General features: G+C 48.9%; 16 protein-coding genes. All 16 read left to right on the plus strand.

Features of this window, described 5'->3' with window-relative positions:
* The first annotated feature begins 37 nt into the window (after positions 1-37).
* Positions 38-805: a segregation/condensation protein A gene (locus KNO79_RS05625; RefSeq protein WP_031423432.1), complete on the plus strand. Its 768-nt coding sequence runs from the start codon at positions 38-40 to the stop codon at positions 803-805.
* Positions 783-1376 carry an SMC-Scp complex subunit ScpB gene (gene scpB / locus KNO79_RS05630; RefSeq protein ID WP_074036818.1) on the plus strand — a complete coding sequence of 198 codons (594 nt, stop codon included), beginning with the start codon at positions 783-785 and terminating at the stop codon, positions 1374-1376. Before KNO79_RS05625 ends, scpB begins: the two co-directional genes overlap by 23 nt.
* Positions 1377-1380: 4 nt before the next feature.
* Positions 1381-2139 (plus strand): pseudouridine synthase, encoded by a 759-nt coding sequence (locus tag KNO79_RS05635; RefSeq protein WP_012726494.1) that lies wholly within the window; start codon positions 1381-1383, stop codon positions 2137-2139.
* Positions 2140-2275: 136 nt separating this feature from the next.
* Positions 2276-2857, plus strand: a complete 582-nt coding sequence (resA, locus tag KNO79_RS05640; RefSeq protein ID WP_047795228.1) for a thiol-disulfide oxidoreductase ResA — start codon at positions 2276-2278, stop codon at positions 2855-2857.
* A 19-nt stretch (positions 2858-2876) separates the two neighbouring features.
* Positions 2877-4421, plus strand: coding sequence for a cytochrome c biogenesis protein ResB (gene resB, locus KNO79_RS05645; protein WP_159562414.1), 1545 nt, complete (start codon positions 2877-2879; stop codon positions 4419-4421).
* Entirely contained in the window at positions 4421-5605 is a 1185-nt protein-coding gene (gene ccsB, locus KNO79_RS05650; RefSeq protein WP_031423441.1) for a c-type cytochrome biogenesis protein CcsB, read from the plus strand. Before resB ends, ccsB begins: the two co-directional genes overlap by 1 nt.
* Positions 5606-5765: 160 nt before the next feature.
* Positions 5766-6482, plus strand: coding sequence for a response regulator transcription factor (locus tag KNO79_RS05655; protein ID WP_147538010.1), 717 nt, complete (start codon positions 5766-5768; stop codon positions 6480-6482).
* Positions 6479-8188 (plus strand): HAMP domain-containing sensor histidine kinase, encoded by a 1710-nt coding sequence (locus tag KNO79_RS05660; protein ID WP_143180242.1) that lies wholly within the window; start codon positions 6479-6481, stop codon positions 8186-8188. Before KNO79_RS05655 ends, KNO79_RS05660 begins: the two co-directional genes overlap by 4 nt.
* A gap of 49 nt (positions 8189-8237) precedes the next feature.
* The gene (locus KNO79_RS05665) at positions 8238-8789 is read left to right on the plus strand and encodes a cob(I)yrinic acid a,c-diamide adenosyltransferase (protein ID WP_012726488.1); all 552 of its coding nucleotides are present in this window, start codon (positions 8238-8240) and stop codon (positions 8787-8789) included.
* 7 nt (positions 8790-8796) lie between these two features.
* A complete protein-coding gene (yfmF, locus tag KNO79_RS05670; protein ID WP_214690804.1) occupies positions 8797-10035 on the plus strand; it encodes an EF-P 5-aminopentanol modification-associated protein YfmF in 1239 nt (412 codons plus the stop codon).
* Positions 10032-11291 carry an EF-P 5-aminopentanol modification-associated protein YfmH gene (gene yfmH / locus KNO79_RS05675; protein WP_214690805.1) on the plus strand — a complete coding sequence of 420 codons (1260 nt, stop codon included), beginning with the start codon at positions 10032-10034 and terminating at the stop codon, positions 11289-11291. The genes yfmF and yfmH overlap by 4 nt, the downstream gene beginning before the upstream one ends.
* Positions 11270-11983, plus strand: coding sequence for an elongation factor P 5-aminopentanone reductase (gene ymfI, locus KNO79_RS05680; protein WP_251125244.1), 714 nt, complete (start codon positions 11270-11272; stop codon positions 11981-11983). The genes yfmH and ymfI overlap by 22 nt, the downstream gene beginning before the upstream one ends.
* A gap of 93 nt (positions 11984-12076) precedes the next feature.
* On the plus strand, positions 12077-12853 hold the full coding sequence (locus KNO79_RS05685; protein ID WP_012726484.1) for a YmfK family protein: 777 nt from the start codon (positions 12077-12079) through the stop codon (positions 12851-12853).
* 27 nt (positions 12854-12880) lie between these two features.
* Complete coding sequence (locus KNO79_RS05690; protein ID WP_078147046.1) at positions 12881-13753, plus strand: helix-turn-helix domain-containing protein; 873 nt, start codon at positions 12881-12883, stop codon at positions 13751-13753.
* Between the two features lie 32 nt (positions 13754-13785).
* The gene (gene pgsA, locus KNO79_RS05695) at positions 13786-14364 is read left to right on the plus strand and encodes a CDP-diacylglycerol--glycerol-3-phosphate 3-phosphatidyltransferase (protein ID WP_074036832.1); all 579 of its coding nucleotides are present in this window, start codon (positions 13786-13788) and stop codon (positions 14362-14364) included.
* Positions 14365-14426: 62 nt separating this feature from the next.
* The gene (locus KNO79_RS05700) at positions 14427-15653 is read left to right on the plus strand and encodes a competence/damage-inducible protein A (RefSeq protein WP_214690806.1); all 1227 of its coding nucleotides are present in this window, start codon (positions 14427-14429) and stop codon (positions 15651-15653) included.
* Positions 15654-15696 lie beyond the last annotated feature (43 nt).

Here is a 15696-nt window from a genome sequence, read left to right on the forward strand (position 1 = left end):
TACTAAAGCGCAAAAATGTAAAATGGCAGGTGTCTCTATGGAAGCCTATAACGTTAAAATTGATACGTTCGAAGGTCCACTCGACCTGTTGCTCCATTTGATTGGAAAAATGGAGATTGATATCGTCGACATTTCCGTGGCAGAAGTCACTGACCAGTATGTCGGCTATATTCGCACGATGCAAAAATTTGAACTCGATGTGGCCAGTGAATACTTGGTCATGGCGGCGACGTTGCTCCAATTGAAGAGCAAACAATTGTTACCGCCAGTTTCGGTCGAGGATGAAGAGGTTCCAGACTTCAGTGAGGAACCGACGCGTGAAGGTCTCATTCGTCAATTGATTGAATACAAAGCATATAAAGAAGCGGTCGTCTTCATGCGTGAACAAGAAGAACACCGGCTTGAATTGTATACGCGACCGGGTGAAGATTTGACGACTTATATGTCTGAAGAGGTGTCTAAGTATGACGGACCACTCAACTTCTCGGATCTTCTCCACGCCTATTCGAAGATGATTGAACGGAAACGTTGGAAAGAACGACGCAAAAAGACGATCAAGCGGGAAGAGCGTACGCTTGAAGAGCAGATGACGCGTCTTCATGAACACGTATCGTCGACGAGACAAACGTCGTTTTTCGCCTTTTTTGTTGAGCAACCGAACGTCTCGGATCTCGTGGTAACGTTTATGGCGCTTCTTGAGCTGATCAAGCTACGGGTCGTCGTAACAAAACAACTCGACCAAGATATTCAAATCTCATTCATTGAACCATCAAAGAAAGGGGATGAAGCGGTTGCTGTCTTATGAGACGATTATTGAAGGATTGCTGTTCGTCGTCGGTGATGAAGGGATGGAAGTACGCGCGCTCGCCGAGACGCTCGATATCTCAGAAGCTGCGGCACGAGAACAGCTCAGTAAGCTAGAGACATCGTTCAAATCATCGAATCGGCCGTTTCAGCTCATGGAATCGGCAGGTGTCTACAAGCTCGTGACCGTTCCGGACGTCTCTCCGTACATTCAAAAATATGTCGGGACGATGGCTGAGCAGGCGCTCTCACGTGCAGCGATGGAGACGCTTGTTATCATCGCCTACAAACAGCCGGTCACACGAGCGGATATCGAAGAGATTCGCGGGGTCAAAGTCGAACGGGTCATCCATACGTTGTTATCGAAAGGATTGATCGAATCGGCTGGTCGTGCGAAGACGATTGGTCGTGCCAAGCTGTATCGTACGACAGAGCACTTCCTCGACCATTTCGGGTTCAACTCGCTCGAAGAATTGCCACCATTAACATTTGAGGATGAACTGACAGACGAAGGCGATTTGTTCTTCGGTCAGGAATCACCGAAGCAAGAAGAGAGATTGGAGAAGGATTAATCATATGGAACGTTTGCAAAAAGTAATCGCACAAGCGGGGGTCGCCTCGCGTCGGAAAGCGGAAGAAATGATTTTGGATGGTCGCGTCCGCGTGAACGGAAAAGTCGTCCGTGAACTCGGGACGAAAGTTGGACCGAAGTCAGAGATTGAAGTCGATGGCGTCAAAATCGAACAAGAAGAACATGTCTACTATTTGCTTTATAAACCGAGTGGCTACGTATCGACGGTCGATGACGACAAAGGACGTAAAGTCATCACAGACCTCGTCCCACCAGGAGCACGTGTATTCCCGGTCGGTCGTCTTGACTACAACACGACGGGTCTCATCATCTTGACGAACGATGGCGAGTTCTCGAACATGATGACACACCCGAAATATAAAATTCAAAAGCGTTATGTGGCAAAAGTGAAGAACATCCCATCTTACTTGGCCATCAAACAGCTTGAGTCTGGTGTCGAACTCGATGACGGATTCAAAACGGGAAGTGCGAAAGTGAAGATGAAGTCTGTAGACCAGAAGAAGAACACAGCCATCCTCGAAATCGTCATCTCGGAAGGTCACAATCGTCAAATCCGTCGGATGGTGGAAGCCATTGGTTCAGAGGTCATCAAACTGAAGCGTGAACAGTTCGGTTTCTTGACGCTCGACGGTCTGAACACGGGCGACTGGCGTGAACTTTCACACAAAGAAATCAGTAAGCTTCGGGAACTTGCGAACCCTACCGTTCCACCGAAACCACGAGGCAAAAAGAAGAAAAAATAACAACAAAAAATCGTCCTGAAATAGGATGATTTTTTTGATTGTGTAGATTGTGTGACAAAAAAATGAAAAAAGTCTGTTAATGTGCGTTTTTAATGTTTTTTCAGTACAATAGCAACTGAAGGATGGTGTGAAAACGATGACAAAAGATCAACAAAAAGACGACCGGATGGAACAAGCGGTCGCAAAAAAGAAAAAGAGGTCATTTTGGCGGATGATGATCATGACGGTCGTTCTCTTCGCGGGAGCGGTTACGATTATGCAAACATTCGACCAAGCGGGTAACGATGGACGCATCGAGGCGGGCGACGAGGCACCGAACTTCAAGCTCGTCACACTCGACGGTTCGACCTTGTATGAGCGAGATAACTACGAAGGGAAAGGGATGCTCTTGAATTTCTGGGGTACGTTCTGTGAACCGTGTAAGAAAGAGATGCCGGTCGTACAAGAAAACTATGCGACACTTCAAGACATGGGTGTCGATTTTTGGGCCGTGAACGTCGGAGAGACACCGCTTCGTGTCGATAATTTCATCAACGACCTTGGTGTCGGGCTCGACTATCCGATTTTGATGGATACCCAGAGCGAAGTCGAAGGAGCGTATGGCATTTATAACCTACCCGTCACATTCGTCATCGATGGTGAAGGGAACGTAATTGAAAAGTATGAAGGTGAACTCACGAAAGAGAAATTGATGGAGCTAGCCGAGAAGTCATTGTAAGCGAACGGGGGACGCACAGATGCTAGATATGAAATACGAAGGCGCTGATTTACGGTCGAAGCGTCGTCCGAAATCGATCATTGACCGTGTGTGGAACTTCTTTGCATCGGTCAAAGTGGGGTTGTGGTTAATTGCATTGATTATTGTCGGTTCGGCAATCGGAACAATCTTTCCTCAAGAGATGTACATCCCACAACAATTACCGCCTGAACAATATTATATGGAGGAGTATGGAACACCGGGTTCTATTTATTACGCCCTCGGATTCCATAACCTATACACATCGTGGTGGTACATCGGTCTGATTGTCATGTTGACGCTCTCACTCGTCGTCGTGTCGATTGACCGTGGGGTTCCGCTCTATAAGGCGCTTAAAAAACAACCGGTCAGACGGACAGAACGTTTTATGAAGGGGCAACGTCTCTTCGGACAAGGTGATGGGACGGAGGCTCAAATTGATGAGATCGCAGTCGCACTTAAAAAGAAACGATATACCGTCAAACGGGACGGCGATGCTCTGTTAGCAGAGAAACACCGGTTTGGTCGTTGGGGTCCGTACGTCAACCACCTCGGACTTGTCATCTTCTTCCTAGGGGCGATGCTGCGAGTGTTCCCTGCATTCCATACGGATACGCTCGAATGGGTGCGTGAAGGCGACACGGTGTCGCTAGAGGCGACTGACGGCGAGTACTACTTACGGAACGACCAGTTCATTCTTGAAATGTACGACCCTGAGAACAATGAAGAGGACGCGAAGTTCGCGGCCGCCATTGAAAAAGCAGGAGCCGTTCCTAAAAATTATGAGACAGAGTTGACGTTATTCAAAAAGACGGGAACGAACGAGGACGGATCGCCGCAACTCGAGCAAGTCGATGTCGGTTCGACGAAAGTCAACCACCCGTTTAAGTTCGATAAATTTGAAGTGTATCAGGAACAATATTCAAGTCGTCCAGAGTTCTTATCGATGTCGTTCATGTTGGCAGATAAAGAAACCGGCGACGAATATGGTCCGTTCAAAGTTGATTTGGAGAATCCGGAAAAGTCTTATGAGCTCGATGGGGTCACCGTCACGTTGAAAGATTTGTATCCAGACTTTGAAGTGAAAGATGGACAACCGAATACGAAATCACCACGTGCACTGAATCCTGCCTTCTTCTTCAACGTTGAATCACCTGAAGGAGAAACGGAGTCGAATTTAATCGGCATTCGTCTGAATGTCGCTGATGAAGAGAACCGCTACGATGTCCAGTTTGCAGGTACAGAGATGGCGAGCACGAGTGGTTTACGTGTGAAGAGTGACTCCACCTATCCGATTTTGATCGTCGGTGCCACGATCTTTATGATCGGTATTGCGATGGGCATGTACTGGCCACACCGTCGCGTTTGGATCCGTCGTCATGAAGAGGGCGTGCTTGTAGCCGGTTTTACGAATAAAAACCCGTCCTCGCTCCGTCGTGAAGTGTCGCCGCTATTAGAACAAACTGGCTTACCGATGTGGGAAGACCAGGCGAGATTCACAGAGAAGTCGGAGAACGAGTCAACAGATGAAAGAGGGGAATCTTGATGGAATGGATTGAATGGAGCAGCCGAATGCTGTTTATCGCGTTCTTCCTGTACGCAATCTCGACGGTTCTCTTTACGATTGCCGTCAGTGGTATGCGTAAAGATCGAAACGTCAACCGTGTTGCCTATGGGAAATACGCCTTTATCTTGGCAATCATCGGCTTTGTCGCTCAAATGACATATTTCTTTATGCGCTGGGCAGGTGTCGGCTATGCGCCGGTATCAAACTTGTACGAATATACGACGTTCTTCGGTATGATGATGGTACTTGGGTTCCTCGTCGTATATGGAATTTATAAAAATGATGTACTCGGCTTGTTCGCGATGCCGGTGGCGTTACTCGTCATCGCCTTCGCTTCAATGTTCTCGAGTGAGGTCGCACCGCTCATCCCGGCACTCAACAGTGTATGGCTGAAAATTCACGTTACGACGGCTGCGCTCGGACAAGGGATTTTGGCCATTAGTTTTGCATCGGGACTCATTTTCTTATTGAACGAAACATCGATGAAAGAACAGTCTAAGTCACGGACGTGGCTCGAAGTGACGATGTTTGTCCTCATGTGCACGCTCGGCTTCATCATCGTCTCGATGTTATTCAAGGGGATTGGTGCCGGAGGTGTCGTCGAGTTCACGAACGACCGCGGTCAAGCGGAGACGTATGAATATTTCATGCCGATCTTGTTCGTCCCAGAAGGGGCACAACTCGTGTCTGGCGCGAGTGGCTTGTCACTCGAGCTCCCGAACTGGATCAATACACTCAAGTTGAACACGCTCATCTGGTCGGTCATCGGCGGAATTGTAATCTATGTGTTGCTCCGCTTTGTCATCTTGCGTAAACGCGTCGCTGAAGCGCTCCAACCCCTTGCAAAAAAAGTCGATCTCGACCTTGCTGATGAAATCAGCTATCGCTCGGTCGCGATTGGATTACCGGTCTTTATCCTTGGTGGTCTGATCTTTGCGATGATTTGGGCACAGATTGCCTGGAACCGTTTCTGGGGATGGGACCCGAAAGAAGTTTGGGCCCTCATCACGATGCTGATCTATATTTACTACTTGCATATGCGCATTCAGCGTGGCTGGACAGGAACGAAAGCGGCCTGGTTATGTGTCGGTGGATTTGCCATCATCATGTTCAACCTCGTCTTCGTCAACCTGGTCATTGCCGGTCTGCATTCGTATGCCTGACATAAAAGAAGTCACAATTGTGACTTCTTTTTCATTTGGTCCATCAAATCATCGTTGTGAAGCGAAATAATAGAGTGGTATAGTTATGGCAGAGAGTGGAATGTTCACAATTGTGCAACATTCGCTACAACTCGTAATGGGTCTTAGGAGGGTTTCAGGTATGGCTGAGAAAACGAAGATTTTAGTAGTCGACGACGAGGAGAGAATTCGCCGACTTTTGAAAATGTACTTAGAACGTGAACAGTATGTGATTGAAGAAGCGGTCAATGGCGAAGAGGCGCTCGCGCTTGCCCTTGATAACGAATACGACGTGATCTTGCTTGATTTGATGATGCCAAAGATGGATGGGGTTGAAGTATGTACAGAACTCCGGAAGACGAAAGCGACTCCGGTCATCATGCTCACGGCGAAAGGTGAAGAAATCGACCGTGTCCAAGGATTCGAAGTCGGGGCGGATGATTATATCGTCAAGCCGTTCAGTCCGCGTGAAGTCGTGCTCCGCGTCAAAGCATTGCTTCGCCGCTCTGGTTCGACGAAGTTCATGCACACGAGTGAGAAGTCGAAGGATTTGATCGTCTTCCCACATCTGACAATCGATAATGATGCACACCGCGTCACGGTGGACGGCGAGGAAATCGCCCTCACACCAAAAGAATATGAGTTATTGTTCTTCCTCGCAAAACAGGTGGATAAAGTCTTTTCACGAGAGCAGTTGTTAAAAGAAGTATGGAACTACGAATTTTTCGGAGACCTTCGGACCGTCGATACGCATGTGAAACGTCTTCGTGAGAAATTGAATCGTGTCTCACCGGACGCGGCGCATATGATCACGACCGTATGGGGTGTCGGGTACAAGTTCGAAGCTGCCAGTGAATGATGATTCGTCGAAACAGCATCGTCACGAAACTGTGGCTGACGATTCTCGTTTTGGTCAGTGTCATCTTATTCATCGTCTCGGTGTTGATGCTTGAATTTTTTAATTCCTTTCATATCGACCAGGAACGAGGCCATCTTGCCAAGCTCGGTGGACAGGTCCAATCGGTTTTGTTGAATGAAGGTGACACGTCCCAGACGATTGATCAAATCATCGAAGTGTACGGGGCTAACTATATCTTAGAGAACGGGACGACCCGATCGAATTTTGGAAATCAAGTGGATGGTTTGATGGTGGAACTTGAACGACAGGATTGGGAAACCTATCAGGCGGTCGGTGAGACGGCCATCGGGAATTTCTCATCTTTTGACGACCAGGCCGCACTAGCGTATCGGACGACCTTCTCCTTATCGACAGGACAGTATACGCTCTACCTGCTCGAACCGCTCGATGCGATCTCGAGTGCGAACGCGGGAGCACGGACCATCATTCTTTGGACCGTCGCTTCGGCCATCATCGTCACGACCGTCTTCGCTTTCTTCTTGTCGACACGAATCACGGCACCGCTCCGAGCGATGCGGGATGCAGTCAATAAGACGGGAGAGGGGCAATTTGATTTGCGTTTGGAGACGAAGACACGGGATGAGATTGGAGAACTCGCTGCTTCTTTCAACGCAATGAGCAGTCAGCTTTCGAAGTATGTGAATGCCCTTGACCGGGAACGGCTGCAACTTGCGTCGATTCTTCGTTCGATGGCAGACGGTGTCATTACACTCGATCGTCATGCGAACGTGATTGTCACGAACCCGCAAGCGAGTCCATTACTTCAAGATGGGCAACCACATGAAGTCGTATTGTCTCTTTATGAGGAAGTGATGGAGGGGACGTCTGAAAAGACGATCGAAGTGAAACAGGATGAGCGGTACTATACACTGACAGTCACACCACTCGTCGGAGAAGACGATTTCGAGGGTGCTGTCGTTGTCATCCGGGATACGTCAGAAAGTCATCGACTCGATAAGATGCGGACCGATTTTGTGGCGAACATTAGCCATGAACTCCGGACACCGCTCGTGACGCTTCAAGGGTATTCAGAGGCAATCATCGATGGCATCACTGAGAGTGACGAGGCGACGAAAGAGTTCGCCTCCATCATCTATGATGAATCGCTCCGCTTGGCAAGACTCGTCAATGATTTGTTGGATTTGGCACGCATCGAATCGGGTAAAGAGACGATGCATTTCACTTCGTTTGATATCGGTGATTTCTTGCCCCGAGTCATGCGAAAGTTCAATCAGATGGCATCTGAAAAAGAGATTCGTTTACAGACCGACGCCCCGCACCGTCTCATCGAGGCGGATGGCGATCGTCTCGAGCAAGTGTTCACCAACTTGATTGGCAATGCTATCGCGCATACCGATTCTGGAGAAATTCGGATTGAGGCCACAGAAGAGACGGACGGGCTACGGATTCAGTTGACGGATACAGGTCATGGAATTCCAAAAGAGGATTTGCCGTTCGTTTTCGAGCGATTCTATAAAGCCGATAAAGCCCGGACCAGTGGTTCGAAGACAGGGACAGGCATCGGACTCGCGATCGTGAAGAATGTGGTCGATGCCCATCACGGAAAAGTGAGCGTATCGAGTACACTCGGGGTCGGAACCACCTTCGAGATTTACTTACCATTTGAACAACCACACAACTCGTAATGGTGACTCGCTTGAGTCACCATTTGTGGCATTTTAAGGGGGGAGTCGAATGAAACGTTATACACGAACGGGCGACAAGGGTGAAACATCATTAATCGGTAGTCGTGTCGAGAAATCCCATCCTCAGATTGAAGCGATGGGTCATCTCGATGAGTTGAATAGTCAGATTGGACTCGCCATCGCGCATCAAGAGGATGAGACGCTCCGAATACAGCTGACGAAGATTCAGCACGACTTGTTCGACCTCGGTTCGGAGCTGATGTATGCTGAGGCACCGCCAAAAATGGTCGATTTGTCAATCGTGACGGAACTAGAACGATGGATGGATGAGTGGGAGGAGTCCTGTCCGGAACTTGTGCGCTTCATCCTTCCGGGCGGCAGCGTTGCCGCAGCTAGCTTACATGTGGCTCGTGCCGTCTGTCGACGGGTCGAGCGTGACTTAGCGGCTCTCGGAGTCGCAGACCGGCAATTGCCTTACTTTAACCGCTTGAGTGATTATTTATTTACGGTTGCCCGTTACGCGAACGTCGTGGCAGGGGTGCCGGATCAAGAATATGCGCGCGGCGCTGCCGTGTTTCAACCAAAACGAAAAAAGGAGTGATCGGCAGATGAAAGGAATCGAACAGTTCCAACATCAATTGCACTACTCGGTCTATCCGACCAAAAAATTTAAAACGACGACTTGTCTCGTGTCATTCGCCGCTCCATTATCGGCGGAGACGGTCGCAGATCGGGCATTGCTCCCGTTCATTATGGAGAAATCGACGGCAACGTATCCATCCATTGAGTTATTTCACACACCGCTAGAGGAGTTGTATGACACAAACTTATATGCTGGTGCATCTAAGATCGGAAAGGAGCACGTCATCCAATTCCAACTCGAAGTCGTCAACGATCATCTTGTCGGAGAAGACGTATTGAGTCAGGCAATCGAGTTACTCGAAGACGTTCTCCTTCGTCCGAACGCATACGATGGGGCGTTCCAGCCACTCATCGTCGAGCAGGAACGTCGATTGCAACGTCAGCGTATCGAATCGGTCTATGATGACAAAATGCGTTTCGCCCAACAGCGTCTACAAGAAATGCTCGGAGGAGAACTTGCGATTCCGTCACTCGGTACGCTTGAGCAACTCGACCATGTCACACCGAAATCATTATATGAGGCATATCAATCGATGATTCAACATGACCGTGTGGACATCTATGTTGTCGGGGATGTCAATCGTGAGCAAGTCGAACAGGCTTTCAATCCATTGGAATCCCTTGGGACACGTCGACCACGCCTGTTACCAGAAGCGAGTCGAGGAGAGTTCAAGCGTTTGGAAGAACACCAAGACATTAAACAAAGCAAGCTCCATCTCGCTTATTCACTCAATGTCGACCCAAGAACGGAAGCGGCGATTCGTATGCAAGTCGTGAATGGATTGTTCGGAGGATTCCCTCACTCGAAACTGTTCATGAACGTGCGTGAAAAAGAGAGCCTGGCGTACTATGCCGCTTCACAATATAGTTCCCTCAGTCGGAAGTTGTTCGTCTATGCCGGCATCGATGCGTCGAACCAGCAAAAAACCGAACAGATCATCGAAGAGCAATTGAACGCTTTACAAGCGGGCGAGTTTGAGGATGAGACGTTGCAACAGACGAAAGAGTTGTTGTTCTATCAACGTCGACAACTTGGAGACAGTCCACGTCAATTGATTGCTTGGATGAGTGGAGCAGACGTTCGTCCGTTCTCGTTAGACGAAGAGATGGCAATCATTGAAAACACGACACGAGATCATGTCGTTGCGCTTGCGAAAGAAATGGAACTCGAAGCGGTTTATTGCTTGAAAGGAGGAGAAGCATGAAATTAGACTTTCCTAACGTCGGAGAGACGTTACATCATCACGTTCTCGACAATGGCCTCTCCGTTTACTTGTTGAAAAAGACTGGATATGAAAAAACATTCGCGACGTTCACGACTAAATATGGATCGATTGACCGACGCTTCAAACTAGAAGACTGGATCGAGGTTCCTGATGGTATCGCACATTTCTTAGAACATAAGATGTTCGAGAAAGAAGATGGTGACGTCTTCCAACAATTCGGTCGTCAAGGAGCGTCAGCGAACGCTTTCACTTCCTTCACACGGACGGCTTATTTGTTCGGTGCCACGTCCAAGATTTCGGAAAACGTACAAACGCTACTTGATTTCGTCCAGACTCCTTATTTTACGAAAGAGTCGGTCGAGAAAGAGAAAGGCATCATCGGTCAAGAGATTCAAATGTATCAAGACAATCCCGGATGGCGCTTGTATTTTGGTTTAATTGAGGCGATGTACGAGACACATCCCGTCAAGATTGATATCGCAGGTACAATCGAATCGATTTCAAAGATCACGGCGGAAGACTTGTACACCTGTCATCAAGCGTTCTATCATCCGAGCAACATGGCATTGTTCGTCGTCGGGAACATCGAACCGGATGAGATGCTTGCCTTGATTCGAGATAACCAAGCAGGTAAATCTTTTGAGACACCACGATTGAGTGCTCGTGAGACAGTATATGAACCGACCACGGTTCGTCTGTCAGAACGGGTCATCGAGATGGACGTCTCTGTACCGAAAGTCATGATTGGGTATAAGGATGTACCACAAGCTGGGGAAGCAGGTCTGAAGCAAGAATTGACAGTAGAATTGCTCATGCATGCGCTCTTCGACACGACAGCTCCTCTTTATACAGAACTTTATGCTGAAGGATTGATTGACGATGCCTTCTCGTTTGACTATACGTCAGAGGAAACGTTTGCCTTTGCCGCCTTGTCGATGGAGACGTCGGAAGTAGATGCGTTTGTCGACCGTGTGACGGAGGCGTTAGAACGTCCACTTCAGTTGAGTCAAGAGACGCTCGACCGGAAGAAACGCATGATGCAAGGACAGTTCTTGAAAGCATTGAACTCACCGGAATTCATCGCAAATCAGTTCTCTCGATATGCACTCAATGATGGGAATTTGTTTGAAATCCCGACTTTGATTGATGCCATCACACTCGACGAACTATACGAAGCATACGAGCGCTTGTTCCGCCATGAACAACGAACGGTATGCATCGTCAAAAAACGATGAAGACATTGATTGTTGGAGCGAGCGGTACCATCGGACGTGCCGTCTCGCTCGCTTTTCGTGAAGATGAACTGATTTTGCATGCGAACGAGAGTAGTGATAGACTCCGTCATTTGATAGATGAAGAGAATCTTTCGGCAGAAATTCTCCCTTGTGACCTAACAGACCGTGACGCTGTTGAGTCGTGGGTGCAGGATATGCTGGACATCGACCGAATTGTATATGTGGCCGGACATGCGCTCCATGGTCTCGTCGTCGACCAGTCGATGGATGAGCTCGACCGGCTGTACGATGTACATGTTCGGGCAATGATCCGACTCATCCAGTCCGTCGTTGCAAGGAAGCCTTACGATCATCACGTGGATATCGTGATTGTCTCGAGTGTATGGGGAGAGGTCGGTGCGGCGGCTGAGGTGTTTTATTCAACCGTCAAAGCGGCACAGCTCGGCTTCGTCAAGGCGTTCGCACGAGAAGCCGGACCGTTCAATGTTCGAGTCAATGCGGTGACCCCGGGGTGGATTGATACGCCAATGAATGATACGGTAGAAGAGTCGAAACAATCCGTGATCGATGACATTCCACTTGGACGTCTCGGTGCGGCAGAGGACGTGGCCAACACGATCCGTTTCTTGTGCTCACCGGACGCCTCGTATATGACGGGCACGGTGATACGCGTCGACGGCGGTTGGCAATGATCCGATTCATGTAAATAAACCTGTTCTTTTCAATTCTTCTAAAATAATTTAAAATAGGCAAGGTAGCGAACTCGCTCGAAAGGATGGTTGGGGATGGAACATAAATTCGAAGAGTGGTATCTCGAATATGAATTGTGTCAGAATCGACCGGGTATCCTCGGAGACATCGCATCTCTCATGGGGATGCTTCAAATCTCCATCGTCACCATCAATGGGGTCGATTTGCAGCGACGGGGAATGTTGCTCAAAGCACCTGCCGCCGATCATGTGCATCGACTCGAGCATATTTTAAAGCGGATGGAAGCTATTGCCGTCATCAAGTTGCGCCGTCCGAAGTTACGAGACCGGATTGCAATCCGTCACGGTCGTTATATCGACCATGATAGTGATGACAAAAAAACGTTTCGCTTCGTCCGTGAAGATTTGGGCATTCTCGTCGATTTCGTTGCGGAACTGATGAAGGAAGAACGCCATTTGTTAATCGGTGTTCGTGGAAATCCACGCGTCGGAAAGACGGAGTCCATCGTAGCAGCGAGTGTGTGTGCGAACAAACGATGGTTGTTTCTTTCCTCGACACTGATGAAACAGACCGTTCGGACCTCATTATTTGAAGAGGAACGGGAAGGCGATCACGTATACATAATCGATGGTGCCGTCTCTACCCGAACGATGGATGAACGACATCGCCAGCTCATTCGTGAAGTCATGCGGTTGCCGGCCGTGAAAGTCATCGAACACCCTGACCTGTACGTCCGAAACACCGATTGCGTGTATGAAGACTTTGATTATATTATTGAATTGAGAAACAATCCGGATGAGACGATCATCATCCCACAAGAAACGCATCGTGAGTCAGAATGGTTTGAATAATTATGTGAATGGAAGGTGTGGACCCCTGTGACAGAACTAGGGACTTTTTTGAAACAAAAGCGTGAGGAGAGCGGATTGACGCTCGACCAAATCCAGCAGACGACGAAGATTCAAAAGCGCTATATCATCGCAATCGAGGAAGGTGATTACAAAAATCTCCCTGGCTCTTTTTATGCACGGGCGTTCATTAAGACGTATGCGGAGTCGCTCGGCCTAGATGTGGATGAATTATACGAGACATATGCAAAAGATTTACCGGTCATCGAGGCACAGCCGTCTGTTCAACTCTCTCGGAAGAAAACGTATTCGAAGGCTTCCGAGTCGACAAGTCGGGTCTCGAGATGGGTTCCGAAAGTTCTCCTCGTTCTCACGGTCTTCTTGCTCATCACCGCGATTTATTTCGCAGTGAGAAGCATCGACTTCGGTGGTCAGGATGCAAGTCCTGCCGAACCGCCAAGTTCTGGTGTCACAGTCGACCAGAATGAGGATGTCCCGGCTGATGAACCGGTCGAGGAGGAACCGACTGAAGAGGAGCCGACCGAAGAAGAACCGCCAGCGGAATCTGGTCCGATTGCGGTGAAGGAGTCGAATGGGGCAGATATCACTTATGAACTCGCGACGAACGAGAAACTGTCGACCGAGATTTATGTGAAGGAGTCACCTGCCTCTTACGTGGGTGTTCGTGATACGTCGTTAGAAGGAGCCTTTCTCGCACCGGAGTATCCGAACCAGTCGAAACAGAATCCGATTGTCATTGAAGATGCCGAGACGGACACATTGCGTATTCGAATCGGACTCATCGCAGGCGTTGAGAAAATCGTCGTCAACGGTCGTGAGCTCGAGCTTCAAGAGTCTCCGGTCACACAAAATATTTTTGTAAAGAGAGTCGACGCCGAATAAGTCGACTCTCCTTCTAAGAGGAGGCGTTCTATATGAACCTACCTAACCGATTGACGATGCTACGCGTGGTCTTGATCCCCGTATTCGTCGTCTTACTCGCTGTTGATTTTGATTGGGGAAACATCGCTTTTTTAGGCGCTGATATCCCGATGCACCAATTTATCGCTGGTGTGATTTTTACGATTGCGGCCATTACAGACTGGTTAGACGGACATTTGGCCCGTAAGCATAACTTAGTCACGAACTTTGGTAAATTTATGGACCCGCTCGCAGATAAACTGCTCGTCACGGCGGCCCTTGTGTTGCTCGTTGAGATGGATCTCGTCGCGGCGTGGGTCGTCGTCGTGATTCTATCACGTGAATTTGCGGTTACAGGCTTACGTCTCGTCGCTGCCGATGAAGGGATTGTCGTCGCGGCCGGGAAATCTGGAAAAGCGAAGACGTGGGTGCAGCTCTTTGCCATCATCTTCTTACTGTTCGGTAACCCGATCTTTAGCTATGTCGGGATCCCGTTTGGCGAATGGGCGATGTGGTTGGCGCTCGTACTTACAATTTACTCAGGTGCCGAATATTTCGCACAAAACTATAAGATTATTGTGAAGTCGATGTAAGTCGACAGAGACGAGTTGGTTGATCTAGCTCGTCTTTTTTTTGAAGTTGAGGAGGAAATGAGATGAAACGAGCCGAAATCATTGCGGTAGGAAGCGAGTTGCTCTTAGGGGAAATCGTCAATACGAATGCGAGTTACATATCAGAACAACTGTCGAAGTACGGTGTGCCGGTCTTGTATCATCAAGTTGTCGGGGATAACGCGGTACGAATGCGAGAGACGTTTGAAATCGCCCGTCGTCGTTCCGACTTTGTCATCGTCACGGGTGGACTCGGTCCGACGGCGGATGATGTCACAAAGACAGTCCTTTCCGACTTACTAGACCGTCCGATCGTTCGGGATGAGGAAGCGTATGAGACGATTCAACGATTCCTCGTGTCACGAAATCGATTGATGAATGATGGGGACGCTCGCCAAGCCGACGTGCTCAGCGGAGCAGACGTATTACCAAATCCGGTCGGGCTTGCCCCGGGCATGTGGATTGCCGGAGACACGACGTGGTTGCTTTTACCGGGTGTGCCACGTGAAATGAAAGCTTTGGTCGAGGCGACGTTTCCGCAGAAACTATCAGGAGCGACGCTCGTCTCAGAGTCATTACGGTTTTATGAGATTGGAGAATCCGCTCTCGACGATGCCGTGAAGGACTTATTGGACGGCTCGAATCCGACCGTTGCCCCCTATGCCGAGACGGGAGAGGCAAGACTTCGGATCAGTGCTCGAGCGACGGACGAGGTGACCGCGCGTCAGATGATTGAAGAAGTGAAGACTGAGATTATGAAACGGGTCGGTTCGTACTACTTCGGCTCTGACGATGAAACGATCGCATCACATCTTGTCCAATCATTGTCTAGATTGAATCGTACGTTCGCTGTGGCTGAGTCGTTGACCGGCGGCGAGGTACAATCGATGATTACATCAACACCTGGCGCTTCAGTCGTCTTTCTAGGTGGAGTCGTGACCTATTCGGATGAGCTAAAAAATAGGTATTTAGGGGTCTCGCTTGATACAATTGAACAGCACTCAGTCGTCTCAAAAGAAGTTGCCTATGAGATGGTGGACGGATTGTCAAAGACCACCCATGCCGACTATGTCCTCTCTTTCACGGGAGAGGCAGGACCGACATCGAATTCGGGTCGTCCGATCGGTACGGTCTATATCGGAGTGAAGACACCAAACGGAATAGAAGTCATCGAGCGGACGTATCCCCATCAAGAACGGAATATCATCCGCATGCGAGCCGCGAAGGACGGATTATGGGCTCTCATTCAACGAATCAAAAAAGGCGAATAAATGTTCGTAAAAAACTTGTGTATCGTACAGTGTTCACGTATAA

It is taken from the genome of Exiguobacterium sp. s43 (assembly GCF_018617255.1).
In the GTDB taxonomy this organism is placed as follows: domain Bacteria; phylum Bacillota; class Bacilli; order Exiguobacteriales; family Exiguobacteriaceae; genus Exiguobacterium; species Exiguobacterium profundum.